The organism is Chryseobacterium sp. (genome assembly GCF_041914225.1).
Lineage (GTDB): Bacteria > Bacteroidota > Bacteroidia > Flavobacteriales > Weeksellaceae > Chryseobacterium.
Map to the genome: position 1 here is coordinate 1 of NZ_JAYSDT010000025.1, position 23,893 is coordinate 23,893.

Here is a 23,893-nt window from a genome sequence, read left to right on the forward strand (position 1 = left end):
TCCTACTATTTATGGTACTTTCGCAGAAATTGGAGCAGGGCAGGAGACTGTTCGCCACTTTTTTAGAGCAGGGGGAGCTTCCGGTACGATTGCTAAGGCAATGTCTGCTTATGACAAAGATTTTAGTGATGCCATCTACGGAAAAGAAGTAAAAAACAGGTACGTTACCCAGAACAGACTTCGTAAAATGCTTCGGTATGAAGTCGCTTTGATTGAAGAGAGAATTTCAAGAGATAATAATCCGGATAGAAAATTCTTTTCTTATGCCAATACAGTAACAACCATCAACTTTGATAAGACTGTAAAAGGCCACGGCTGGGTAGGAATCCGTTTTCAGACCAAAGAAAATGAAGATTACAATGAGATCGTTATCCATGTAAAATTCAAGGAAAATGATGCTACTCTTCAGCAGGAAACATTAGGTAACCTTGGTGTAAACCTTATTTTCGGAGCTTTCAATTACTTTGATAACCCAAGAACTTTAGTAGAATCTCTATACGACGATATCGCAAAAGATAACCTGGAGATTGATATGATCGATTTCAGCGGGCCTGCTTTTGCTTATGTAGATAACAGGCTGATGTCCCTTCAGCTGGTGAAAAACGGAATGACGGATGCTGTAATTTTCAATTCACAGGGGAATAATATGCTGCCGGCAGACGTATTGTACAAGAAAAATATCTTTGCGGTAAGAGGAAGTTTCAGGCCGGTAACGAAAGTAAACATTGACATGCTTAAAAACGGTATGGATATGTTCTTCAAAGATGCCACCTGTACCCATGAAGAAACAGAAGTCCTTATCGAAATCACCATTTCCAACCTGAGGGCGGACGGAGATATTGATGAAAGGGATTTCCTTGACAGAGTGGATATTTTAGGCAAACTGGGATATACCGTTATTATTTCAAACTTCTCTGAATATTACAGACTGATCGATTATTTCGCTTCTTATACAAGCGGGGATATCGGGGTAGCAATGGGAGTGAATAACCTGCTGATGGTATTCGATGAGAAATATTATAAAAATCTGTCAGGAGGAATTCTGGAAGCATTCGGGAAATTTTTCAGAAACGGGATGAGGGTTTACCTGTATCCTTATAAAGATCCGGAAACACATCAGTTGCTGGATTCTTCAAACCTGAAAGTAGAAGAAAACCTGAAAGAATTATACAAATATTTCAAACATAACAATCGTATTGTAGATATTACCAACTATAATCCGGAGTTTCTTGAAATTTATTCCAGAGAGATACTGAGAAAAATTGCATGTTGTGTGAAAGGCTGGGAAACACAGGTTCCGGAAGGCGTAGCAGAAATGATTAAAGAGCGTGGAATGTTCGGATATAAGGAAGAGCTTTCCCTAAAACAATTCTCTTAAAATATATATACAATGTCAGAATTAAAGAAAAGACTTTCCTCAATTCTTGAAAGTCCTAAACATAATACAGAAGAAAAGCTTGAAAAGGTATGCCACCTGTTGGATCAGGAGATTTCCTACTTCAACTGGACAGGTTTCTATTTCAAAAACGGAGATAAGAACGAGTTGATTTTAGGCCCTTACGTAGGTGCACCTACAGATCATACCATCATCCCTTACGGGAAAGGAATTTGCGGCCAGGTTGCGGTTTCCAATGAGACTTTTGTGGTTCCGGATGTACATGAAGAAAGCAATTATTTAAGCTGCTCTATCGATACAAAGGCGGAAATTGTAGTTCCTATTTTTAAGGACGGAAAAAATATCGGTCAGATCGATATTGATTCTCACACCATTGATCCGTTCACCAACGAAGACCGTGAATTGCTGGAATGGCTTTGTGGCGAAGTAGCCAAAATTTTGTAATTCAGTTTCAAAATGATATAATATAAACTCCGGCTTGATAGCCGGAGTTTTTTATGGATTGTTGGTCGTAATCACAAACATAATTAAAGGTTCATCTCCTGTGTTTTCTATAGAATGATATCCTGTAGAACTGATGGCTGTAATATCCCCTTTGTGAAGAATTTTCTTTCGGATGGGTCCTTCCGTTCCGGTCCTTTCACGATATTCTCCGGCCCCGTGAACAACTACATACAGCTCCTGCTCATTTCTTAGATTATGGGTATGAAACCCGGATTCATCTCCTTTGTTCAATAAAACCATATAGGCGGCCAGACGATTATTGGCCAGTTCCTTCTGATCAAACATCTGGAGCATATATACCGCTCCCTTCCCGCCATACATATTTTCGCGCTTATCTACCCGCGTGACGGTTCTTTCTTCTTTTTCAAATGCCATTACATACAGGTGTATGTATTTAGAAACTTCCTGTATAACGTGATCAAATTCTGCTCCTTCAGATAATATAATGGTATCGGACATATGCGGGTTTAAAATTTAAAGTTCTGTGTTTAAGGTTAAAAATAATCAGCTTTGCTGCATCATATGAATTTCTGCCAGTAATTCTTTAAAATACTGCTCACATTTTGCAATATGGGTTCCATACCAGGAAAATGCTTCTCCGTCTACAATCATAATTTTTTTATCAGGATAGAAAACCTTTAGTTCCTCAATATGTTTTTCTTTAAATGGAAAAGGTTCAGATGAAAGCATAATGACATCAGCATCCGCCAGATCTTCAGTGGTGATCTGAGGATAACGGGTTTTGTCCCTGAAAATATTCTGAAAACCTATTTCGGATAAGATTCTGTGAATAAAAGTATCTGAACCAATCGTCATGTAAGGGTTTTTCCAGATAAGATATGCTGCTTTAACAGGACTGTCTAGCTTTGCCTGATTCAGGATGTCATAAATTTTAAGATTGTAAAGCTGGGCCTTCTCTTCTTTTCCGAAAAGTTTTCCAAGATTTTTAAGAAGGTAATAGTTATCTTCAATGGTGTCAATATTGGTCACCATTACTTTATAGTCATCCATTAAAGCTTCCACCTGGTCTTTTACGTTTTCCTCCTTATTGGCAATGATAAGGTCCGGCTGCAGTGCTTTAATTTTCTCAATATTGATGTTTTTTGTCCCGCCGATTACCGATACATTTTTTATTTTTTCCTGAGGATGAATACAGAATTTTGTTCTTCCTACCACTTCATTTTCGGTCAGTCCAAGGTCAAATAATGCCTCCGTAATAGAAGGTACAAGTGAAACGATTTTCATATTGGCATGTTAGATGATGCCTAAAATTACAAAAGTTTTCCGGTTAAGAAAAGTCCGGCTACTGTAAAATAGATGATAAGTCCCGTAACATCCACCAATGTTGCTACAAATGGAGCAGAAGAGGTGGCAGGGTCAAGTTTTAATTTCTTTAAGACAAACGGGATCATAGAACCTGATAAAGTTCCCCACAATACAATCGCAATCAGGGAAACAGAAACACTTAATCCTACATATACCCAGTATTGGCCGTAATCAAAAAGACCAATCTGCTGCCAGAGCATGATTCGTATAAATCCGATAACTCCTAAAATTGCTCCCAGGCATAATCCGGAAATGATCTCCTTTCTCATAACGTACCACCAGTCCTTCAGATTGATTTCCTGAAGCGCCATGGCACGGATAATCAACGTTGCAGCCTGTGATCCGGAATTTCCTCCGCTGGAAATGATCAATGGAACAAATAAGGCCAGCACAACAGCTTTTTCAATTTCTTTATCAAAATATCCCATCGCAGAAGCGGTCAGCATTTCCGAAACAAATAGAATGATCAGCCAGGTTGCTCTCTTTTTAATCATTTCGGTCCATGACGTCTGCGTATAGGGAAGGTCCAGTGCTTCCAATCCCCCGAACTTCTGGATATCTTCCGTGTTCTGCTGCTCAATCTGATCGAGAATGTCGTCAATCGTTACAATTCCAACAAGAACACCGGCTTCCGTAATAATAGGAAGGGCACCGCGGTCATACTTTTCGAAATACGTTACCGCATCTTCTTTAGAAGTTGTAGTGGTAATCGCTACGAAATGATTGTCTGTAATATCAGAAACCAGGGTGTCTTCTTCTTCCAATAGTAAAGTTCCGATGGCAAGGTCATCAATTAAGCGGTTTCTTTCATCTACCACATACAGATAGTTCATGGTTTCCACTCTTTTTCCTACCTTTTTGATCTGCTGCAGGCATCTTTTTACCGTCCATTCCTTACGGATCTGAATATAATAAGGCGTCATCAGACGGGCAATAGAGTCTGAGTTATACCCAAGAAGCTTTAAAGCAATTCTTCTTTCCTGTGGGTTAAGGTGATTGATGGAATACTTGATCAGCTCATCCGGAAAATCCTCGAAAAGAGCAGTTCTGTCATCCGGAGTCATTGCATTCAGGATTTCAGAAACTTCATCGCTTCCGATACTTCTGATGGTATCTTCCTGGAAATCAGGATCAAGGTGTGAAAAAACTTCTGCTTTGTACTCTTTCGGAACCTTCAGGAACGCGAGCAGCCTCTCATCAGCAGGTAGTTCGCTGAGAGTTTCGGCAATATCGGCAGGGTTGAAGATAAGTTCGTCTCTAGAATTCAAAACGTGAAATTTTTTGGATATGCAAAAATAATTCAAATTTTTAAGACTAAGCAATAAAGTGGCAAAATTAAGGATTAATTAAACTTTAATGCTTCTGTATAAGACAAAAAACATCTGCCGGGGCAGATGTTCAAAAATTAAATTTAAAGTCCAATATTCTTTTAAATTGGTCCGCATTCTGAAGTAGGAATGAAGGTGCAGACACTGTTTACACAGCAATTGTAAGGTCCGCAATCCGAATCATCGCCACATTTTTTTATTGCGCCTCCGATGATTCCTTTTTGTTCCTGCCTGTTGAGTCTTTTAAGATGTGATTTTTTCATAATGATGAAGAGATTCGTTAAGGCTCTATCATACAGTCATGATCCAGACATTCTCCGTTACAGCAGTATCCAACAGAGCAAGGTCTTGTTATACTGCATCTGAACGGTCCTAAGCCGCCATTGATTTCTTTGGCAGCATTTCTGCTTAGTTTTTTTAGATTTTTCATATAGTTATAGTTTAGATTAATGTCAGACTAAAATAATAAATATTTCTATATTATTCAATCGTGAGTGAAAATATTTTATTGTAAACCAATATTTTATTTATGATATAAACAAAACACCTACGAATGCAGGTGTCTATAATGATCATATATTATTCCAGAGGACATGGATTGACAACACAGGTGTTGTGGCAACATGAACCGCCCGGACATTCGAAATGTTCTGTACATCTTTTGAAAGGCCCGCTGCCTTTGATTTCCTTTTGCTCTTGTCGGTTGAGTTTTTTAAGATTTTTCATGTGATTTGATTTTAAGTGAGTTAGTTAAAAGTTTTTTACTCCAGGCAGATGAATGGTGAACAAACACCAAAACAGCACCATCCTACAGTACACGGATTAGTGTCACTGCATCTTTCTATTGATCCTCCGTTGATTTGTTTTGCTTTTTCTCTACTGAGTTTCTTTAGATTTTTCATATGATTTTGGTTTTAATGTAAAACTAAAATAGCAAAAAATATTTAATAATTCCTTATTTAGTGAAAATATTTGATTGTTAATCAGTTGTTTATGTGATTTATTGCGTGAAAAAACACCTGTTTATGATGTAAACAAGTGCTTTTATATAATGTGAAAATTTTTATAGTAGAACGGAAAAACTTTTTAAAAAGTTAGCTATTGAACAAAGGAATAAAAATTCACCATTGACTTGCGCAGCAAAATTGATCATTGATAATGAAAGGCTGTATATTCCAACCTTAAACCTTAAACCTTAAACCTTAAACCTTAAACCTTGAATCTTAAAGCTCCGCTTCCGTCGGTTTCAGTTTTCGCAGTTTTTTGATGATTCCTTTTATAGCGCCTTCAGTTCCTATTTTAACAGAATTCACGGTAGAGCCGAGAAGACGCATATTTTTCCGGTAGGTATCGTGATCCGTTTCAGCGACCAGGTTGCCATCGGCGCCAAATAATTTCATACTTACCACTACCTGATTGGAAAAAACATATTTGCCAAAACCTACTTTGAAATATCTCACTTTGGAAACAATGGCAAAATCTGCATCATTATTAAGGCAGTAGTCTACAATAGTCTGTTTGTCTATGCTGTCAAAGGGAATCTGAACTTCGGCACGAAGCATCTTATTTTTTCTGCCGCTGAAATTATCGGTAACGGCATCAAAGAATGCATTGTTGGTGGGATCTTTTATTTCATCAATATCCGGCTCTCCTTCGGGATTGAAGTAAAGGACTTTTTTAATTTTGTCATCAGTATTTTTCTGGGCTTTTACCGAAGTAAATCCGATGAATAAAAAAGTAGTGACCGCTGCAAAGAATATAATTTTTTTCATTTGTAATTCGAATGCAAAATTACTGCCTTTTCGTTGGATTGCATACAATTTATTAAGAAATTTTTAACATTTTTTTCTATCAAATTTGATTCATGAAATCAATAATGTTTGCAGAATCAAAAAATAGTCGTAATTTTGCACCCGTTACATAATAATCATTAAACAATATTGGAATGTACTTAACAACAGACAAAAAGCAGGAAATTTTCGCAAAACACGGAAAATCTGCACAGGACACAGGAAGTGCTGAAGGACAAATTGCACTTTTCACTTTCAGAATTAACCACCTTTCTGCTCACTTAAAGAGCAATCACAAAGATTTCAACACTGAAAAATCTTTGGTTAAATTGGTAGGTAAAAGAAAAAGATTACTAGATTACCTTAAAAATAAAGATATCGCAAGATACAGAGCGATCATCGCTGAACTAGGTTTAAGAAAATAATCTATAAAGATTTTCAAAAACAAAAAGCAACTTCGAAAGAGGTTGCTTTTTTGTTTTTATACAACAAGGAATTTTTAACCGCAAAAGGCACAAAAAGTTTTTTAAAAAGTTACTGAATGGTTGAGAAGAGCACTTAAGCTTCTTAAGATCTTTGATTTCATGTTATAATGAAAGAATATTTAGATTCCTACGGAGACATATTAGTAACTTGATCTATCCATACAGTTTGTCATTCGGTAGTATCCAGTCGAAGTATTAGAGTATTAAAATATAGATCAAATATTCCAAGTGAAGGAGTAAAATTCCCCTCTTCCGGTGGGGTGGCAAAAATTCAAAGAATTTTTGACGGGGTGGTTTTAAACTACCCAGCCTTCTTACCAATTTTTCCCAAATGCGTATTTTGAAAGCTGTCCGGATATTTCAAACCATATCCTAAAATTCTGTCAAAAGCAGAATGGGAAAATAAGATGGCCCCCGCCACTTGTAAATAGGAGAGGGATAGAGCTGTCCCCGCAAGATAAATGATAATGGCAACTCCAAAATGATGGAACAGATTGTAAAAGAAAGCACCCGTTTTATTATTAACCGTATAACCCAACATGGAAATGTCCGGTGCAAGGAATAATCCGGCAAACCACCACCAGGAATATCCTGTCTGGGCAAAAGCATAGATTCCTAACAATAGAAATGCTGCGTATTCAAGCTGTAATTGTGTTTTCATTATAATGCTGTTCTGTAAGATGAGTCATTTTTTTGAGGGTAAAGTTACATTTCGGGTGATAAAAAAATAAAGCGGAATACTTTTGAGATATTCCGCTTATATATTTTAATAATTTGATTTTTAATGACCTGCCTTAGCTTCAGTGCTTTCCACATGACCAAGATATTTGGTACAATACGCCCCGAAGATCAGAATAACCAGATAACAGAATACAGGAATAATAAATGAATGCTGTACCCCAAACTTGTCTGCAAGATATCCCTGGAAAATAGGAACAATAGCTCCTCCTAAAATGGCCATTACCACTAACGAAGATCCCTAGCTTGTATATTTTCCCAATCCTGAAATAGCCAGTGTATAAATATTGGAAAACATAATAGAGTTGAAAATTCCGATTCCTAAAATACTGTACATCGCCAGTTCACCATGATTCACCATCGCGGAAATCAATAAAGCAACATTGATCGCTGCAAAGATGGATAGCGTTCTTGCCGGAGCCGCTTTACCCACAAAAAATGCAATGAAATTAAGAACGATGAATACCAGAAAAAAGCTGATCTGGGAAAAAGTAAGGTTCACAATACTGAAGATGACAAGGAAAACAGCTCCTGCTGCCCCCAGCATATAAACTGCCTTTTTTTGCTGGCTTAAAGATTGATTCAAAGAGATGGCGCCAAGAAAACGACCGATCATAGCACCTCCCCAATACAGAGAAAGATAATTTTTACTGATGATTTCATTAAAGCCCATAATCTGCGGTTGCTCCAGGAAACTGATGATAAAACTTCCCACAGCAACTTCTCCGCCCACATAGCAGAACATCGCAAATACCCCGAATTTCAGGTGACTGAACTCAAGTGCTCCCCAGCCTTTTACCACTTCTTCTTCACCCATCTGGAATGAAGGCAGCTTAACCCTTGAAATCAATAGAGCAACCAGTAAAAGGATTCCTGCGAAAATAAGGTAAGGAATTCTTGTGGCTACTGCACTGAAGGACCCATCCGGAGAAGAGAAAAATTCAAAAATAAGATGTCCCCCAAGCACCGGTGCAATGGTTGTCCCGAATGCATTGAATGCCTGTGTCATATTCAGTCGGCTTGAGGCAGATTCTTCACTTCCCAGCAAAGAAACATACGCATTGGCAGTAATCTGCAGTACGGTAAAGCCCAGTCCTAAAATAAACAAGGCTCCCAGAAACAGCGGATAATACGAAAATGTAGCTGCCGGATAGAACAGTACACAGCCCAGCGCCGCCAGGAAAATTCCGAAAAGAATCCCTTTTTTATATCCTAATTTATTGATGGGATCTCCTTTCGTGATAGAGATCAGGAAATAAATCAGAGATCCGATAAAGTAAGCCCCGAAGAAACAGAACTGTACCAGCATGGATTCGAAAAAGGTAAGACTGAAAAGTTGCTTCAGATAGGGGATCAGGATGTCATTCATACAGGTGATGACCCCCCACATAAAAAACAGCAGGGTGATGGTAATCAATGGAACCGTATAATTCCTGCCTTTGGATTGTACTTCTTTATTAATCATAAACATGTATTTATCTGTATAAGGATAATTCCTTAACTTTTTTAGCCTACAGCATTGTAATTGGTGAAGTAGGGCAAATATAGGCATCAGCCTATGTCTTTGCAATAATTTTTACTGGTTTTTATAATGAAACGGATATTTTTTCAATCCGGATCCTTATTTTCATTTTTTGAGACAATAATACAAAAACAGCAGGGTTTTTCAATACATTATCTTCAAAAAAACTGATTTTTATTTTCATAAATCATGAATAAGACGGGATTTCAGGTATAAATAGTAAAATCTTCATCCATTGATAGCCAATTTTTTGTATTTTAAGAGCCTATTTATGCAATCGAAAAATTTAATATTTCATTATTATATAGTACCTTTGCAGACGAAAATTTAAAGAGTTTAAATATTAATCATACTCAATACGGAGTATAAAGAAGCAAATTTATGAGTATACCTCAAGCGTTTACAGAAACGATTACCCTTGCAGACGGCAGGGAAATCACTATCGAAACGGGAAAGCTGGCTAAGCAGGCTGACGGTTCTGTAGTGGTGAAATGTGGCGGAACAATGCTTTTAGCAACAGTTGTAGCCAACAAAGAAGCAAATCCTGGTGTAGATTTTTTACCATTAACGGTAGATTACAGAGAAAAGTTCTACGCAGGTGGAAGAATTCCTGGAAATTTCTTCCGTAGAGAAGCAAAGCCATCTGATGATGAAGTGCTTACCATGAGATTGGTGGACAGAGTATTACGTCCTCTTTTCCCTGAAGATTTCCACGCAGAAGTACAGGTAATGATCTCATTGATTTCTTACGATAAAGCAGTAATGCCTGAAGCATTGGCAGGTCTGGCAGCTTCTGCAGCTATTGCGATTACAGATATTCCTTTCAACGGTCCAATGTCTGAAGCAAGAGTCGTAAGAATTGACGGAGAATTGTCAGTTAACCCAAGCTATGAAAATTTATTGAAGGCTGATATCGACATTATGGTTGGAGCTACTAAAGACTCCATCGTAATGGTAGAAGGAGAAATGAAGGAGATTTCTGAGCAGGAAATGATTGAAGCAATCAACTTCGCTCACGTGGAGATCAAAAAGCAGATCGAAGCTCAGGAGAGATTAGCCGCTAAAGTTGGAAAGGCTTTCCCTAAAAGAGAATACAATCACGAAGAACACGATGAGGAAATTCGTGAAAAAGTATGGAAAGAGTGCTATGATAAAGTATATGAAGTAGCGAAAACTCCATCCAATAAAGAAGAAAGAGGAGAAAAATTCAAAGCAGTTCTTGAAGAGTTCTTAGCTCAGTATGCTGATAACGAAGAAGAACTGGCAAGAGTAACTCCTTTCGTAAAAGTATATTACCATGATGTAGAGAAAGAAGCAATGCGTCAGATGATCCTTGAAGACAATATCCGTCTTGATGGTCGTGATCCACAGACGATCCGCCCGATCTGGTCAGAAATTGATTATCTTCCGGGAGCTCACGGTTCTGCGATCTTTACAAGAGGTGAAACTCAGTCGTTGACAGCAGTAACTCTAGGTTCTGTAAAGGATGCCAACATGATCGACAGCGTAATCACGCAGCATGATGAAAGATTCTTCTTACATTATAACTTCCCTCCGTTCTCAACCGGTGAAGCAAGACCTTTAAGAGGTACTTCAAGAAGAGAAGTAGGACACGGGAACTTGGCTCAGAGAGCTTTAACAGCAGTAATTCCTGCAGAAAATCCATATACAATCAGAATTGTTTCCGATATCCTGGAATCTAACGGTTCTTCTTCAATGGCGACTGTTTGTGCGGGTACATTGGCATTGATGGATGCTGGGGTTCAGATTACAAAACCTGTTTCAGGAATTGCAATGGGTCTTATCACTGATAAAAAATCAGGAAAATGGACGGTACTTTCTGACATTTTAGGAGATGAAGATCACTTAGGTGATATGGACTTCAAAGTAACAGGTACAGCAGACGGTATCACAGCTTGCCAGATGGATATCAAAATCCAGGGACTTTCTATGGACATCATGGAAAAAGCGTTGATGCAGGCTAAAGACGGAAGATTACACATCCTGAATAAAATCACAGAAACGATTTCCCAGCCAAGAGCAGACGTGAAGCCTCACGCTCCGAAAATGGTGGTAATGGAAATTCCGAAAGACTTCATTGGTGCTGTTATCGGGCCTGGTGGAAAAATTATTCAGCAGTTACAGAAAGATACAGATACTGTTATTGCAATCGAGGAAATCGGAGAAATCGGACGTATCGAAATTGCAGGAACAGACAGAGAAAAAATCAATGCTGCTATTGCCAAGATCAATGAAATTACTTTCGTACCGGTGGTAGGCGAAGTTTACAAAGGTAAAGTAGTAAAAGTAATGGATTTCGGAGCATTTGTAGCGATTGCTAAAGGAACAGAAGGGCTTCTTCACATTTCTGAAATCGAGTGGGCCCGTCTTGACAAAGTTCCATATGCAGAAGGTGATGAGGTAGAGGTGAAGTTCATGGGATATGATGACCGTAAGAAAATGAAGCTTTCCCGTAAAGTGCTTTTACCAAGACCTCCGAAGCCGGAAGGGAAACCAAGACACGAAGGGCAGGGCAGACCGGAAGGACAGAGAAGACCTGAAGGACAAAAGCCGCAAGGTGAAAGACCACAAAGCGAAAAGCCGGTGGAAAACCAGACTCCTTCTAACGAAGCATAATAAGATTCATTCTTAATATAAAAAATCCCTCAGTTTGAGGGATTTTTGCTTTTATGTCATTGCGAAATGCAAAGCATTGAAGTAATTTTTAAAGATGTGAGTCATTTTATTTTGTTAAAATTCCTGAAAAATATTTTCAGAAAAAATTAAAACCCGTCAATTGGGTCCTTTAGTTTTGCCTCTGTGGAAGCCGTATCAGGACCGGAAGTAAAAATGATATCTTCTGTAGTTTTAAATAACCTGTCAATCTGTTTTCGGGTTGAGGGAGCAACTTTGTAAAACTCGCGGATCAGGTCTGATGAAGTGGGTTTCTTTGGATACCGGTTGTTACTGAGGAAATTTTTTAAGGCTGTATTCACATGATCTTCACCTATCAGGTTGCTCAACTGTACCATGGCAATCGCACCTTTGGAATAAGAAATGTGAGGAACATTTCCCGTAGCTTTATAAATAGGTACATTCTCAGACAGTCCTTTTTCATTATTGTAGATCTGCTGGTGTACCTTGATTCTTTCCATCATTTTTTCTTTGCCATGCATTTTTTTATACAGCATCATTTCCGTATACATCGCTAACGTTTCAGTAAGCATCACAGAGCCTTTCCGGTCATCCGGATCAATCCGGCTGTTTCCCCACCAGAGATGGGAAAGCTCATGCCCGGCCAGCTCATTGATGACATCCTGCTTCTTGTCTGCCTGTATATTGGCATGAAAAATCATATCTTCCGGCATAAAGACAGCAGAAGGGTAAGCCGTAGCGGCAAAGCCCCGGGTAAAAGAAGAAATTTCCGCAAAACTGATGGTTTTAAAAGGATATGGTTCAAAATTCTGCAGGCAATAATCTAAGGTAAGCTTAGCATTTTCAAGAAGATGGCTGACGTTTTCAGAATGTTTTTGATGGTAAAAGACAGTAACGGCTATCCCTTTATAATTCATACTTTTTACTTTATATTCTGCAGAAGAAACAGCAAACCGGAAAGGAATCTGCTCTGCTTTATATTCGAAATAATTTCGCCCGGATTTTGTCCATTTTTTTATCAGATCTCCGGTACCTATGGCTGTTTGACCCCCCTCGGTAGAAACAACCATATTGAGGTTGATAAAGTCTTTTTTTTCCACTTCAGGAACTTCAGGTTCTTTCAGTCCGGTGAGCTTTCCCAGATTGAAATGATCACGCTGTTTCTGATCCTGGATTTCATAATCTTTTTGATAACCAATCACAGGAAAATACCTGCTGATTCTCATAAATGATCCGTTTTTTATAATAGCATTAAAAGGCTGATGTCCGTTTACAGCAAACCACTGATAAGATAATGTAAAATCAAGAAAAGCGGTTTTTCCCGGCAGAAGAGCTTGTTTTAATGAAACTTCCGTGATGTTTTGATGAATCTCTGTTCTTTCATTTCCTGATCTCATTATGGCAGATTCAAGCTGTAAATCTTTATTAAAATTGATAAGGATCTTATTAATGGGTTGATTGGTTTGGTTGGTAAGTATATATTTTCCGGCGATCTGATAAGCATTTTCCGAAGGATACAGCTTAATTTCTGTAGTAATAGCAGTGATATCAGGTTGCGGAATATTTTCATATTTCCGGTAATTCTTTTCATATTCTACAGAACTTAAGATGTTCTGTGTTTCATCTTTCGGAACGTATCCTTCCATAAAGAATATTCCGGCAATGATTCCTGAGATCAGCAGGAAGATAGTGAAGGCCAAAGCGGAAACACGTATTTTTTTAATCTTTACAATACTGTTGAATAACCACAGCATACTGATGATCCCTGCTCCGAATACAAGCCTTTGTGCAAAAGCTTTTTCATAAATTCCATACCCGTTAAAATCACTGTAAGTCCCTTTGAAATCTGAAAATATTCTGAGAAGAGGATAAGAAATGATTTTCCCGGAAACCGGTCCTGACAACATGAAAACAGCAAGAATGGAAATTCCCAGCCCTGTAAATTTATTGGGAATTCTGTCGTTAATCAACAGGATAAACCCTGAAAATAAGATCAAAGGAAAAGTATTGAAAAGGAAAACACCGAGATAGGCGTTCCAATCAATATGAAAATACTGATAAGCTGCCTGGAAAATAATTCCCTGAACCATTAAAATCCCGGTAAAGAAGAACAGCAGTAAACTGACCGAAACAAAATGACCAGTTAACCGGTTTTTTGCAAAGAAAGTACTATTTTCAATCAGGTTGAATCCGGAAGATTGGCTTCTCCAGTAAATATCATTCAGAAAGTAAGCCGTAATCAGCAGGCCAAGCAGATGGAAATTCTCTGAAATGGTTGTTGCCATAAGTCCGGAGCTTGCATACTTCTGCGGAAGGCGGATTCCTTTTTCAATTTCAGCATACATTTCCATTCCGACTGAGAATAGCAGCAGAATGGAAACCGCAGGAACAGCAATGCTTTTGAACAGATAGGTAAGGTCTGTTTTTACGAAAGATAATACGGACCGGATTGAGCACCACCAGTTAAAGTCTGGAGCAACAATAGAATATTCCAATATACCTGTTTCAGAGAATGATTGAAGGTTACTCTTTGTTTTTACTCTCTGTCCTGATGTATTGGAGAAAGAAAATAATGCAAGAGATAGCAATAAAAATCCAAAAGAAAGCAGTAAAAATAAGATCCTGTTGAACAGAAGGCAGCCCGTAAAAGGGACCAGCTGGATATTTTTCTGATGAACTGTAAGACCGCCGGCCTGCAAAAAATAAGCTGATAATCCAAACGGATCAATCAAAGCCGAAAACTGCTGTGTTTCCAATGACTGAGGCAGACTTCCTGCCATAAACGGAGAATTGGAAAACAGTAAAATGATCATATACAATACATACAGAAGCAGTCCGCCCGCTACCACCATCAGTTTTTTCTTTACTGTAAATGAAATAAGGAACAGAAAACTGCAGATAAAGAAACTGTTGATTACCCCGAAGATCAATAATGGGTACAGGTAATACAAGATATTAAAATACTCCTGCATTTCACTTCCTGTACGCATCAGCTGCCCCAGGAGAAAACCTGTCATTAAGAAAGTAAAACTTAAAAATGTCTGAAGGAAATACGCGTAAAATTTCCCTTTCAGATAAGTGAATTTTGAAAAGGGGAAAGAAAACAGAATGCTGTCAAATTTTGAATCCTGATCCCTGAACAACAGTTGTAACGCATAAACGATAGCGAAAAAAATAACGGCAAGGCTCAGCATTCTGGTCATAAAACCGATAGTGTAAGGTGAGTTCAGATAAATTCCTTCCCCGGCTGAAAGATTGAACTGGCTGCCGCAGAAAATACCCATTCCTGTTAAAAGTAAAGCCACTAGATAGGCAGGCCAGTGGTTGGTACTACGTCTGGCTTCGAATATAAATAAAGTGTTCATGGTTAAGGTTTTTGAATGAGTGTATGGAAATAAACGTGTTCCAGTAAAGGGGTTACGGGGTGAAGTCTTTCGGGGACTCTTCAGAAAATACGGTAATATGAAGTTCTCTTTCCAGCAATTGCCTGCTGATGATCTCATACTTGGAACCATAAGTTTCCAGCTCATTTTTCTGGATAGGTTTTGACCATATTTTGTTTTCCAGTTCAGCAATTAATGTTCCCGGATTTCCTTTTCGAAGAATCTGTCCATGATTCATCACCGCCATTTCCGAGCAGAGATTTCTGACATCTTCCACGAGATGGGTAGACAAAATAACAATCACTTCCTGACTGATATCGTTGAGCAATGTATTGAAACGATTGCGTTCCTCGGGATCCAGTCCTGCAGTAGGTTCATCGACAATGATAATTTTCGGATCACCTAACAGGGCCTGTGCCACACCAAAACGCTGTTTCATTCCGCCGGAAAAAGTATGGACTTCTTTTTTTGCAAAATCAGAAAGATTGACTTTTTCAAGCAGACCCAGAATTTGGTTTTTACGCTGATATTTATCGTTAATGCCTTTCAGAATGGCAATATGTTCTAACAAATCATACGCGGACACTTTCGGATACACGCCAAAATCCTGGGGAAGAAATCCCAGATTCTGTTTAATATAATCAGGGTTTTTAACGATGTCCACATCATTGAAAAGCAGCGTTCCGGAAGTGGGTTTCTGAAGTCCGACAATGGTTTTCATCAGAGAGGATTTACCGGCTCCGTTCGGACCAAGCAGCCCGAACATTCCGTTTTTGATATCAAGAGAAATGTTCTTAATGGCTTGAAAACCATTTTTATAGGTGAGACTAAGATTGTTGATGGTTAATGTGTTCATAACGTTGTGTTTGGGCAATAGAAGGACTGGCGGCCTTTCGGCAGCAATTTTGGGTTTAAAGTTTAAAATTTGTGGTTGGAAGCTAGAAGCTGGATGCTGAAAGTTAGAAGTGAAGTTTCAAACTCCCACTCTCAAACACTCTTACTCTCAAACCTCGCAACACGCACCCCGAATCCCAGCTACTCTTTAAATTCAAGAATATCTCCCGGCTGGCATTCCAGGATTTTACAGATCGCTTCAAGGGTATCGAAACGGACGCCTTTGGCTTTACCGGTTTTCAGGATAGAAAGGTTAACGGGAGTGATACCCAGTTTTTCTGCCAATTCTTTACTCTGCATTTTTCGTTTGGCAAGCATCACATCTAAGTTGACTATAATTGGCATGTTAAATAAATAGGTCTTGTTCGTTTTGCAAATGTAGTCCTTGCTTAAAGATATTCGCAAGAAACAGGCAGAAAATTCCAAGCATAAAGTGAATAAACACCAGTCCCCAGATGATACTTTCTACTTCCACAAAGAAACTCGCGATAATCACCAGGGGAAGAGGAATGAAAATATTATACAGGTAAAATCTCGTCAGCTGCCGTATATTATCCTGTGTAAAAAGTTTCTGCTGAAAAAATACTCTGAAAACCCTGGCGGCCAACCAGAAAAAGATTCCATATGTGATAAGCACAGACAGAAATGAAAAGATGATATACGGATAGCTGTTGTCAATATTCAGGAAAGTTTTTTCTGTAAACGGATAATTGATATGAAGGTATTTCCCGTCTCCATAAGGCGTAACAGAAAAATCTGTTATAAGGCAGATCAGAGAGTAGAGCACAGTGATTAAATATCCCACCGATAATACGGAACAGATATAAAACAGAATTCTTGCAATAATTTTAGTCTGATTCATGATACGAATATTGATATTGCAAATGTATAATTAATTATCGTAAAACAATAATTAATTTAAATAAAAATTTATTCTTTGAAATTGAAATCCATTACTAAAAACGAAGAAATAGCGTGATCATCACTGTTTTTTATTAATTTTAAATAACTAAAAATTAAAGTCATGGCTTACAGTACTGAACTTGCCGACCGGGTACGTGAACGGCTTTCCGTGGAAAACAATATGGAGATTGAAGAAAAAAAAATGTTCAGCGGACTGTCTTTTCTGGTGAACGGGAAAATGTGTATCAACATCAGCCATGAAAATCTGATGTGCCGCTATGATCCTGAACTGGAAGATGAGGTTTCGGAGAAGAAAGGCTTTTTGCCGATGATTATGAAAGGAAAGCAGCTTAAAGGATATTGTTACATAGAACCTTCAGGTTTCCAAAAGCCAGATGATTTTGAATACTGGATCAGAATCTGTCTTGATTATAATCCGGTGGCGAAGGCTTCGAAGAAGTGAGTGGTGCTGGATTCGGGATTCGAGGTGCGGTGGTTGAGTTTGAGAGTTTGAGAGTTTGAGAGTGGGAGTATTGGCAATTCAACAGTCCCACTACTTATCATTTATCATTCATCACTCATGATGATACAGTTTTTCTCTGATCTGAATTAATATTTTTGTTGTTTTATCCAAATCAGGAAAGTCAGGCAGGGTGGTGGCAGAATAATGATTTTCTATAGATTGTATCAGATTTTCTGCTTTTTCCATGACGCTTTCATACGACTGGTTACCTGCTTTGATATCTAACAGTTCGTCACGGTTTTCTACACGGATTGTCATTGAACCGGTTTTAAAAATCTGTTCGCATGACTGCAGCAGCCGGATGGTGTACATCATATTTTTGCTGTCGTAATTCTGCCCGTGAGTCTGGTTGACATTGTAACGGTCCTCATTACGCTCAGCCACCCATTTCCAGTATTCCCTGTAATCTTTGCAGTAAACAGAGTAGGCATCCAGGTTGCAGAACAGATAAGCGATTGGTTTTTCATCTTTAGGAACGGATGATACAGAAACCTGATTAGCCTCTTCATTCTGAATAATTCCTTTATATCCCAAAATTCCCGATTCATCATAAAATAAAGCATAGATTCCTTTTGTATGATCAATGTTTACCAATCCGCAATTTTCCTGTGAGAGACCACCCCGTCCTACGGACACCCCTCCAGAGGATGGAAATTCATTCAGCCAGTTTTTCAATGAAACAGAACCTTGTCCTTCCAGGATAAAGCAGAAATCCAGAATTGACTTTCTTTCTTTATCGATCGGATTTAAGATCTTTTTATTAAGACCTTTTGCCTTTTTAATCTGTGAAACCGCATAACCTGCAAAGGTATCTTTACAGAGTTTTGACAGGAAATCTTCGGTTTTCAGCAGATCCATCAGCGGATGTTTATACAGAATACAATCCTCCGGACTTGCCAGAATTTCCAGGATATTAGGATTGTTTTTCTGCAACAGTTCTACAAACCTTCCGATTTCATAATACGTAATGTCATTTGTCTCATTGGAAATCTGGGGAATGTAATCAGGCCAAAGAAATCTTCCTTCGGCAGATAATACACCCCACGGATATCCGTATCAGAATTCTCGGTTGCCAACCCGAAAGCCCGGCTTCCGGAAATGGCTTCGAAGAGAAGGAGGTTTTTGTTTTTTAGGTTTTGGATGGTCATTTTATTTAAATTGTAATTTCTTGATAAAATCAATTTTTTGATATTTAATAGTGAGATTGTTAATCACATTTTTTTCAAATCCATAATAGGAACGTCCTGCAATATATCCTTTTTTATCACCATTTATAATCAGAAATTCTTCACCTCCGCACGTTTCAAATGTATAAATTCCAATATAAAAAGCAGTAGTTTTAAATTCCTGAAGGCATTCATTCAAGAATGAAAAATCAATACTTTCAGAAATGAATTTTTTTTCAAGTAATGAATACTCATAATTTCCTTCATCAAGGATATTTTGAAGAAATTCAAAATTTGTATTGGTATCCATATATTTAGTGACAACAAACTCTACAAACTCCTTAGTATAAAATATTTTGTAATCATCAGCATTTTTGAGCGCCTGATAATAAAAATTTTCAGATTGTTCAGGAAATGTAGCAAAATAATTCCGGATGTTTTCCGGTATTATTATTCCGTGTTTTGACTGTATTGTACTGCAATGTTCAATGAAAGAATTCTTTTTCTTCATGGATTTTAAATTTAATGTCTTAATATCTCCCTAAAAACCCTCTCCATCTCACCTTTATCCGCCTTTCCTCCTGATAAATGTTTTGATTTTTCTTCATTTTCAGCGATTGTTTTCTCCAGAAAATCAAAAAGTTCCCAATCGTTAGGATGGTAATAAGATTCTCCTTTGGTTGCTTTTAAGGCAACAAGATCTTCTATTTTCCGTGTGGTGGTTTCATCTGTTAAAACAAGCAGGTCACTGAATAATACAGGAGGAACTGTTCCTTTTTCTATGATCCATTTTTCTGTTAATGTGGTTCGTAAGCAATAAAAGTAACTTTTTAATTTTACTTCATCACTTCTGCAGGCTTCCAGGTATTTCTTGCTCATGCTCAGATAATGGTAAGAAACGGCAACCGGAGAAAAACAGGCATCTGCCAGAGGTTTGAACAGTTCTACAAACTTTTCATCCGCTTTATAAACGATAGGGGAATAAAACCAGCTCAATAAAGCCGCATTTGACTTCAATAAAAGATGAAACGTCTTTCGCAGATCCCAACCGGAACCATCCAGATCATCTTCTGTCATAAATTCTATCGTTTCATCTTTATCCCATGGAGAAAGGTACCAGTCTTTTTCATGCCGGTATATAAAACGTATATCATAATCACTGTCAGGAGATGCAAAACCCCAGGCTCTGCTTCCTGATTCCACTGCAAGAAGGACTTCCACGCCCCGTGCTGCTTCTATTTCTTTTATTTTTTCAAGTATTTTAGGTGTCATTGTTTTTTGATTTATATGGCAAAGTAAAGAGGGAAGTGCGCAATGTTCTTACGTTGTTTTTTTTGTTGCGAGATCCGGGTTTCGGGTTTGAGAGTAGGAGAGTGAGAGTGTTTGAGAGTAAGGGTAATAAAGTTATAAGGTCAGAGAGTTTGAAATTGAAGATATTTAGCTTCCAGCTTCTGGCTTCCAGCTTATAAAAACTCCAGACAAACCATACGAAATCTTCTCTATTTCACTAATATTGCACTTTCCATTTAACATAACTATAAACATCCATGTTATCATCAGAATTACAGCATAAAATTGATTTTAAAACAAAACCTTTAGGTGCATTAGGACATTTGGAATATCTGGCCCACAAAATAGGAATGGTTCAGAAGACTACTTCGCCACAGTTACTGAACCCTCATATGGTAGTTTTTGCGGCCGATCATGGAATTGCCACTGCAGGTGTAAGTGCCTACCCACAGGAAGTCACCTATCAGATGGTGATGAATTTCTTAGGAGGAGGTGCCGCCATCAATGTTTTTTGCAGACAGAATGGTATTACAATTAAAATTGTAGATGCCGGAGTGAATTTTGATTTCCCGGAAGGACTGAATCTGATTGATAAAAAGGTCAGAAAATCCAGTCGTAATATCCTGGAAGAACCCGCGATGACTCCTGAAGAATATCATCAGGCTCTTAAAAATGGAAAATCTGTAGTGAATGATATTGCGAAAAAAGGCTGTAATATCATTGGCTTTGGAGAAATGGGAATTGGAAATACTTCCGCTTCTTCTTTGATGATGAGCAAGCTCTTTGATATTCCGGTTACCCATTGTGTAGGGCGTGGAACCGGATTGAATGACCATCAGCTGCAGAATAAAATACATATCTTAACGGAAGCGGTTGAAAAATATCCTTCCGAAATGACCGAAGATGAAATAGCCCAAACCTTTGGAGGATTAGAAATAGCCCAAATGATCGGAGCCATAGGAGAAGCGTATCATCATAATATGCTGATCATGGTGGATGGGTTTATAGCCACGGTAGCAGTAGCCACGGTCTGGAAAAAGAACCCAGAGATTCTGAACAATTGTATCTTCTGCCATGTAAGCAATGAAAATGCCCATCCCCAGCTGTTGGGACTGATGAGAGAACAGGCTATTCTCAATCTGAATCTGCGCCTGGGAGAAGGAACAGGTTGTGCATTGGCGTATCCGATTATTCAAAGTGCCGTTAATTTCCTGAATGAAATGTCCAGTTTTGAGGGAGCACATGTATCAAATAAAGACTAAATGAAAGCCATAAAAAATGAACTGATTTACTTTGCTACGGCACTTATGTTTTTTACGAGAATTCCGGTTCCGTTTACTGTCCCGTATTCCAGTGAGATTATGAATAAATCCCAGAAATATTTTGCATGGGTAGGACTTTGGGTAGGATTGATCAACGCCGCAGTGCTTTATCTTTCCACAGTACTGTTTAATCTGGAAGTAGGGATCGTTTTAATGATGATTGCCGGTGTTTTGCTGACAGGAGCTTTTCATGAAGATGGTTTTACAGATATGTGTGACAGCTTCGGGGGCGGATACGGAAAAGAAAAAATTCTGACCATTATGAAGGACAGCCGGGTAGGAGCATATGGAACTATTGGAATTATCCTGCTTTTTGCCTTGAAATTTTACAGTATTCAGGCGTTGGGTAGTATCAGTGATCAACCGGTCAGAGTGCTGGGAATCATTATTCTGGCCCATACAGTAAGCCGGTTTATTTCGGGAACGATGATTTATACCCACCAATATGTTACGGATATCGATGTCAGTAAATCAAAGCCTCTGGCCAATAAGCCCCTAGATGGAACAGCTTTGCTGGTAGGATTTATTAGTGTTCTGGTAGCTTTTGCCCTGATCCCGGACTGGAGATTGATTTTCGCTTTTGCATTGGCCTATGCTGGCAAAATATATATGGGCTGATATTTTAAAAAACATATCGGCGGTTATACAGGAGACTGTCTGGGATCTGTTCAGCAGGTTTGTGAAGTTTTATTTTATCTAGGAACAATTATCGTATGGAAATTCATCTGATCCGTCATACCGCTGTAGAAAATCCGGAAAACCTGTGTTATGGATTTGCTGAAATGCCCTTGCGGAAGGATTTTATGGAAGATTTTAAATCGCTGGATATTGATTGTAATTTTGATATAATTATTTCCAGTCCTTCCGAGCGTTGCCGTTTGTTAGCTGATTATTTTAAATTTGATTATCACACTGATGAAAGACTCAGGGAAATGAATTTCGGGAACTGGGAACTGAAAAAATGGACGGATATTCCGGAAGAAGAAATCAATCCCTGGTACAAAGATTTTGTCAATATTAAAGCTGCCGGAGGAGAAAATCTCCTTGAAATGCATACCCGCGTTCTCAGCTTTTGGAGTGAACTGATTCAAAAAAATGATGTCAGGAAAGTTCTGATTATCACCCATGCCGGTGTTATTCGTTTGATACTTCAGGCTGTGCTTCAGTTTCCACTGGAAAATATGTTCAATATTCAGATTGACTTTGGGAAGAAAACAGTTATAAAAATTAAAAACGGATTATTTTCAGTTAAAAGTTTAAATACATAAAAACCTTAATTGAATAAAACAAAAAACCGCTGAAGTAGCGGTCTTTTGTTTTATTAATATTTTAAAATCTTCTGAAAGGTCTTACCCTTACCATATTGTAATCTTTATTATATTCCCACATATAACCAGCATATCCGTCCAGAATTCTTGCGGTATTACCACCCGGTATTTCGGTAGAGCTCCAATAGTACTTTTGAGATACATCATTCCACGGGTTTGATGCAATATTGTAAACATTCTTGGAACTCTTATAGAATGCCATTAATTCTTCTTCAGAGGGTAAAAACCAGTTACCAACACCATTTACACTGTAATTAGCACATAGTCTTGCTGCACAATTGGCATCTGAACATTGAGAAATAATTCTTGCAGTATTAGCTGGTCCTGATCCCATTACAGCCTGAGTTTGATTAATGATGTTAAATGAACATCCCCATTTGATTTTATCAGAACCATTATAGGTAAGGTTGGCAGGAGCTGCTTCCAGGTATCTCCAGCCGTCCGTAAACTCTCCTTTATCATAAAAAACATACCCACCCGAAGCACCAATGGCTCCGGCAGTTTTAAATGTCTTTTCGTCCGAATAATATACCTGTGCACCTTCTTTTACATAAGATCTTACATAGTATGTAGTGTTCGGAAGTAATGCCGTAGCTTCCAGTTCGTACGCTGAATAACCATTAGGATTTGATATTTTGATGATTTGACCATTTGATATATTGACCCCGGCACTCGTTCTGTAGCAGAATCCTTTTTCATCAGGATAGAAAGGCTCAAGATAATTTACTGTAATATCTTCAGTGCTTAAAGTGGCTGAAGTAGTATATATTGCCTTAGCCATTTTGAAAGTAATATCCATTTTTCCAGGCGTAACGAATGTCACATTATCACCATAAATAATATCCCCGTTATTGGCAGCAACATATGCTCTTACGTAATAGGTAGTTGATTTTTCAAAATCAGAACTGTAAGTTGCCGTGAGAAGATAATCTCCTGTCACATTGGTATACTCTTCAATTAATTTCGAATTGCTGATTGTAGGATTGATATTTTTCCCCCAGCAGAATCCACGTCTGGAATATCCGGAACCGGAAGAGGTTACTGTTCCCGCAAATTTGAACTGTGCATTACTGAAAGTAGGTTTACCGGTCACAACTTTTGGAGAAGCATTGGCATTATTGGTTGTACCATTTTCTTCATCCCTGCCGTTGTCTGATCCGCAAGAAGCGAGCGTAAGAAATAAGATGAAAAATAAAAAAATTTTCACAAATAGACTTTTTTTCATAAGTGTTTTTGATATTATTAGTTTTACAAATTAAGGCCGCAAATATAAAAAAAAGATATTTACTTTAAAAATTGCGTATCATTTGAGAGCATTAAATTTTTTAAATGATACTCAA

At 38.1% G+C, this 23,893-nt stretch carries 24 protein-coding genes and 3 pseudogenes; 8 read left to right on the forward strand and 19 right to left on the reverse strand.

What is annotated here, in order from left to right; translation table 11 throughout:
- Both ACE3RB_RS12320 and ACE3RB_RS12325 read left to right on the forward strand, forming a co-directional pair.
- Nucleotides 1–1,378 (forward strand): TonB-dependent receptor (locus ACE3RB_RS12320; protein WP_374464486.1); only part of this gene is annotated, 1,378 nt, incomplete at its 5' end.
- A gap of 12 nt (nucleotides 1,379–1,390) precedes the next feature.
- The gene (locus tag ACE3RB_RS12325; RefSeq protein WP_374464487.1) at nucleotides 1,391–1,840 is read left to right on the forward strand and encodes a GAF domain-containing protein; all 450 of its coding nucleotides are present in this window, start codon (nucleotides 1,391–1,393) and stop codon (nucleotides 1,838–1,840) included.
- Nucleotides 1,841–1,891: 51 nt separating this feature from the next.
- Here the strand turns inward: ACE3RB_RS12325 and ACE3RB_RS12330 are convergent, their stop codons facing one another.
- From ACE3RB_RS12330 to ACE3RB_RS12365, 8 genes are all read right to left on the reverse strand, one after another.
- On the reverse strand, nucleotides 1,892–2,359 hold the full coding sequence (locus ACE3RB_RS12330) for a cupin domain-containing protein (protein ID WP_374464488.1): 468 nt from the start codon (nucleotides 2,357–2,359) through the stop codon (nucleotides 1,892–1,894).
- A 45-nt stretch (nucleotides 2,360–2,404) separates the two neighbouring features.
- A complete protein-coding gene (locus ACE3RB_RS12335) occupies nucleotides 2,405–3,145 on the reverse strand; it encodes an ABC transporter substrate-binding protein (RefSeq protein ID WP_374464489.1) in 741 nt (246 codons plus the stop codon).
- A gap of 26 nt (nucleotides 3,146–3,171) precedes the next feature.
- Complete coding sequence (gene mgtE, locus ACE3RB_RS12340) at nucleotides 3,172–4,494, reverse strand: magnesium transporter (protein ID WP_002980917.1); 1,323 nt, start codon at nucleotides 4,492–4,494, stop codon at nucleotides 3,172–3,174.
- Between the two features lie 161 nt (nucleotides 4,495–4,655).
- On the reverse strand, nucleotides 4,656–4,817 hold the full coding sequence (locus ACE3RB_RS12345) for a hypothetical protein (RefSeq protein ID WP_002980916.1): 162 nt from the start codon (nucleotides 4,815–4,817) through the stop codon (nucleotides 4,656–4,658).
- Nucleotides 4,818–4,834: 17 nt separating this feature from the next.
- Nucleotides 4,835–4,984 (reverse strand): hypothetical protein, encoded by a 150-nt coding sequence (locus ACE3RB_RS12350; RefSeq protein ID WP_002980915.1) that lies wholly within the window; start codon nucleotides 4,982–4,984, stop codon nucleotides 4,835–4,837.
- Nucleotides 4,985–5,133: 149 nt separating this feature from the next.
- Nucleotides 5,134–5,280, reverse strand: a complete 147-nt coding sequence (locus ACE3RB_RS12355; RefSeq protein WP_374464490.1) for a hypothetical protein — start codon at nucleotides 5,278–5,280, stop codon at nucleotides 5,134–5,136.
- 35 nt (nucleotides 5,281–5,315) lie between these two features.
- Nucleotides 5,316–5,456: a hypothetical protein gene (locus tag ACE3RB_RS12360; RefSeq protein WP_374464491.1), complete on the reverse strand. Its 141-nt coding sequence runs from the start codon at nucleotides 5,454–5,456 to the stop codon at nucleotides 5,316–5,318.
- Between the two features lie 321 nt (nucleotides 5,457–5,777).
- On the reverse strand, nucleotides 5,778–6,326 hold the full coding sequence (locus ACE3RB_RS12365) for a pyruvate decarboxylase (protein ID WP_374464492.1): 549 nt from the start codon (nucleotides 6,324–6,326) through the stop codon (nucleotides 5,778–5,780).
- A gap of 173 nt (nucleotides 6,327–6,499) precedes the next feature.
- On the opposite strand from ACE3RB_RS12365, the gene rpsO reads away from it, so the two are divergent.
- Nucleotides 6,500–6,769 carry a 30S ribosomal protein S15 gene (gene rpsO / locus ACE3RB_RS12370; protein ID WP_002980912.1) on the forward strand — a complete coding sequence of 90 codons (270 nt, stop codon included), beginning with the start codon at nucleotides 6,500–6,502 and terminating at the stop codon, nucleotides 6,767–6,769.
- A 361-nt stretch (nucleotides 6,770–7,130) separates the two neighbouring features.
- On the opposite strand, the gene ACE3RB_RS12375 is transcribed toward rpsO, so the two are convergent.
- The 3 genes from ACE3RB_RS12375 to ACE3RB_RS12385 form a co-directional block, all read right to left on the reverse strand.
- Nucleotides 7,131–7,490 (reverse strand): DUF4260 domain-containing protein, encoded by a 360-nt coding sequence (locus ACE3RB_RS12375; protein WP_374464493.1) that lies wholly within the window; start codon nucleotides 7,488–7,490, stop codon nucleotides 7,131–7,133.
- Between the two features lie 120 nt (nucleotides 7,491–7,610).
- Entirely contained in the window at nucleotides 7,611–7,790 is a 180-nt protein-coding gene (locus ACE3RB_RS12380; RefSeq protein ID WP_374464494.1) for a hypothetical protein, read from the reverse strand.
- An 18-nt stretch (nucleotides 7,791–7,808) separates the two neighbouring features.
- Nucleotides 7,809–9,032 carry an MFS transporter gene (locus ACE3RB_RS12385; RefSeq protein ID WP_374464495.1) on the reverse strand — a complete coding sequence of 408 codons (1,224 nt, stop codon included), beginning with the start codon at nucleotides 9,030–9,032 and terminating at the stop codon, nucleotides 7,809–7,811.
- Nucleotides 9,033–9,470: 438 nt separating this feature from the next.
- Between ACE3RB_RS12385 and ACE3RB_RS12390 the strand changes: the two genes are divergently transcribed.
- On the forward strand, nucleotides 9,471–11,726 hold the full coding sequence (locus ACE3RB_RS12390) for a polyribonucleotide nucleotidyltransferase (RefSeq protein WP_332389037.1): 2,256 nt from the start codon (nucleotides 9,471–9,473) through the stop codon (nucleotides 11,724–11,726).
- Between the two features lie 146 nt (nucleotides 11,727–11,872).
- On the opposite strand, the gene ACE3RB_RS12395 is transcribed toward ACE3RB_RS12390, so the two are convergent.
- From ACE3RB_RS12395 to ACE3RB_RS12410, 4 genes and pseudogenes are all read right to left on the reverse strand, one after another.
- Nucleotides 11,873–15,109: a M1 family aminopeptidase gene (locus ACE3RB_RS12395; protein WP_374464496.1), complete on the reverse strand. Its 3,237-nt coding sequence runs from the start codon at nucleotides 15,107–15,109 to the stop codon at nucleotides 11,873–11,875.
- Nucleotides 15,110–15,111: 2 nt separating this feature from the next.
- Nucleotides 15,112–15,983 (reverse strand): annotated as a pseudogene (locus ACE3RB_RS12400) (ABC transporter ATP-binding protein).
- Between the two features lie 179 nt (nucleotides 15,984–16,162).
- Nucleotides 16,163–16,366, reverse strand: a complete 204-nt coding sequence (locus ACE3RB_RS12405; protein WP_002980904.1) for a helix-turn-helix transcriptional regulator — start codon at nucleotides 16,364–16,366, stop codon at nucleotides 16,163–16,165.
- Nucleotide 16,367: 1 nt separating this feature from the next.
- Complete coding sequence (locus ACE3RB_RS12410) at nucleotides 16,368–16,883, reverse strand: DUF2975 domain-containing protein (protein ID WP_374464497.1); 516 nt, start codon at nucleotides 16,881–16,883, stop codon at nucleotides 16,368–16,370.
- A gap of 162 nt (nucleotides 16,884–17,045) precedes the next feature.
- Here ACE3RB_RS12410 and ACE3RB_RS12415 point away from each other — a divergent pair, with 162 nt between their 5' ends.
- The gene (locus ACE3RB_RS12415) at nucleotides 17,046–17,387 is read left to right on the forward strand and encodes a TfoX/Sxy family protein (RefSeq protein ID WP_374464498.1); all 342 of its coding nucleotides are present in this window, start codon (nucleotides 17,046–17,048) and stop codon (nucleotides 17,385–17,387) included.
- Between the two features lie 111 nt (nucleotides 17,388–17,498).
- Here ACE3RB_RS12415 and ACE3RB_RS12420 read toward each other — a convergent pair.
- From ACE3RB_RS12420 to ACE3RB_RS12430, 3 genes and pseudogenes are all read right to left on the reverse strand, one after another.
- Nucleotides 17,499–18,595, reverse strand: a pseudogene (locus ACE3RB_RS12420) (DNA polymerase beta superfamily protein).
- A gap of 1 nt (nucleotide 18,596) precedes the next feature.
- Nucleotides 18,597–19,124 (reverse strand): hypothetical protein, encoded by a 528-nt coding sequence (locus tag ACE3RB_RS12425; protein ID WP_374464499.1) that lies wholly within the window; start codon nucleotides 19,122–19,124, stop codon nucleotides 18,597–18,599.
- Nucleotides 19,125–19,135: 11 nt separating this feature from the next.
- Nucleotides 19,136–19,885 (reverse strand): DNA polymerase beta superfamily protein, encoded by a 750-nt coding sequence (locus ACE3RB_RS12430; RefSeq protein WP_374464500.1) that lies wholly within the window; start codon nucleotides 19,883–19,885, stop codon nucleotides 19,136–19,138.
- Between the two features lie 275 nt (nucleotides 19,886–20,160).
- Here ACE3RB_RS12430 and cobT point away from each other — a divergent pair, with 275 nt between their 5' ends.
- From cobT to cobC, 3 genes and pseudogenes are all read left to right on the forward strand, one after another.
- Entirely contained in the window at nucleotides 20,161–21,165 is a 1,005-nt protein-coding gene (cobT, locus tag ACE3RB_RS12435) for a nicotinate-nucleotide--dimethylbenzimidazole phosphoribosyltransferase (RefSeq protein ID WP_374464501.1), read from the forward strand.
- Nucleotides 21,166–21,954: pseudogene (locus ACE3RB_RS12440) on the forward strand (adenosylcobinamide-GDP ribazoletransferase).
- Entirely contained in the window at nucleotides 21,939–22,493 is a 555-nt protein-coding gene (gene cobC, locus ACE3RB_RS12445; RefSeq protein ID WP_374464502.1) for an alpha-ribazole phosphatase family protein, read from the forward strand. Before ACE3RB_RS12440 ends, cobC begins: the two are co-directional and overlap by 16 nt.
- 61 nt (nucleotides 22,494–22,554) lie before the next feature.
- Here the strand turns inward: cobC and ACE3RB_RS12450 are convergent, their stop codons facing one another.
- Entirely contained in the window at nucleotides 22,555–23,760 is a 1,206-nt protein-coding gene (locus ACE3RB_RS12450) for a hypothetical protein (RefSeq protein WP_374464503.1), read from the reverse strand.
- Between the last annotated feature and the right edge of the window lie 133 nt (nucleotides 23,761–23,893).

Excerpts from the sequence above, each read along its gene's own strand:
- ACE3RB_RS12430 (WP_374464500.1), bottom strand. The coding sequence starts at position 19,885 with ATGACACCTAAAATACTTGAAAAAATAAAAGAAATAGAAGCAGCACGG.
- ACE3RB_RS12425 (WP_374464499.1), bottom strand. The coding sequence starts at position 19,124 with ATGAAGAAAAAGAATTCTTTCATTGAACATTGCAGTACAATACAGTCA.
- ACE3RB_RS12405 (WP_002980904.1), bottom strand. The coding sequence starts at position 16,366 with ATGCCAATTATAGTCAACTTAGATGTGATGCTTGCCAAACGAAAAATG.
- ACE3RB_RS12355 (WP_374464490.1), bottom strand. The coding sequence starts at position 5,280 with ATGAAAAATCTTAAAAAACTCAACCGACAAGAGCAAAAGGAAATCAAA.
- ACE3RB_RS12410 (WP_374464497.1), bottom strand. The coding sequence starts at position 16,883 with ATGAATCAGACTAAAATTATTGCAAGAATTCTGTTTTATATCTGTTCC.
- cobC (WP_374464502.1), top strand. The coding sequence starts at position 21,939 with ATGGAAATTCATCTGATCCGTCATACCGCTGTAGAAAATCCGGAAAAC.
- ACE3RB_RS12385 (WP_374464495.1), bottom strand. The coding sequence starts at position 9,032 with ATGATTAATAAAGAAGTACAATCCAAAGGCAGGAATTATACGGTTCCA.
- ACE3RB_RS12365 (WP_374464492.1), bottom strand. The coding sequence starts at position 6,326 with ATGAAAAAAATTATATTCTTTGCAGCGGTCACTACTTTTTTATTCATC.
- ACE3RB_RS12350 (WP_002980915.1), bottom strand. The coding sequence starts at position 4,984 with ATGAAAAATCTAAAAAAACTAAGCAGAAATGCTGCCAAAGAAATCAAT.
- ACE3RB_RS12345 (WP_002980916.1), bottom strand. The coding sequence starts at position 4,817 with ATGAAAAAATCACATCTTAAAAGACTCAACAGGCAGGAACAAAAAGGA.
- ACE3RB_RS12395 (WP_374464496.1), bottom strand. The coding sequence starts at position 15,109 with ATGAACACTTTATTTATATTCGAAGCCAGACGTAGTACCAACCACTGG.
- ACE3RB_RS12390 (WP_332389037.1), top strand. The coding sequence starts at position 9,471 with ATGAGTATACCTCAAGCGTTTACAGAAACGATTACCCTTGCAGACGGC.
- rpsO (WP_002980912.1), top strand. The coding sequence starts at position 6,500 with ATGTACTTAACAACAGACAAAAAGCAGGAAATTTTCGCAAAACACGGA.
- ACE3RB_RS12375 (WP_374464493.1), bottom strand. The coding sequence starts at position 7,490 with ATGAAAACACAATTACAGCTTGAATACGCAGCATTTCTATTGTTAGGA.
- ACE3RB_RS12330 (WP_374464488.1), bottom strand. The coding sequence starts at position 2,359 with ATGTCCGATACCATTATATTATCTGAAGGAGCAGAATTTGATCACGTT.
- ACE3RB_RS12415 (WP_374464498.1), top strand. The coding sequence starts at position 17,046 with ATGGCTTACAGTACTGAACTTGCCGACCGGGTACGTGAACGGCTTTCC.
- ACE3RB_RS12325 (WP_374464487.1), top strand. The coding sequence starts at position 1,391 with ATGTCAGAATTAAAGAAAAGACTTTCCTCAATTCTTGAAAGTCCTAAA.
- ACE3RB_RS12380 (WP_374464494.1), bottom strand. The coding sequence starts at position 7,790 with ATGGCCATTTTAGGAGGAGCTATTGTTCCTATTTTCCAGGGATATCTT.
- ACE3RB_RS12360 (WP_374464491.1), bottom strand. The coding sequence starts at position 5,456 with ATGAAAAATCTAAAGAAACTCAGTAGAGAAAAAGCAAAACAAATCAAC.
- ACE3RB_RS12335 (WP_374464489.1), bottom strand. The coding sequence starts at position 3,145 with ATGAAAATCGTTTCACTTGTACCTTCTATTACGGAGGCATTATTTGAC.
- cobT (WP_374464501.1), top strand. The coding sequence starts at position 20,161 with ATGTTATCATCAGAATTACAGCATAAAATTGATTTTAAAACAAAACCT.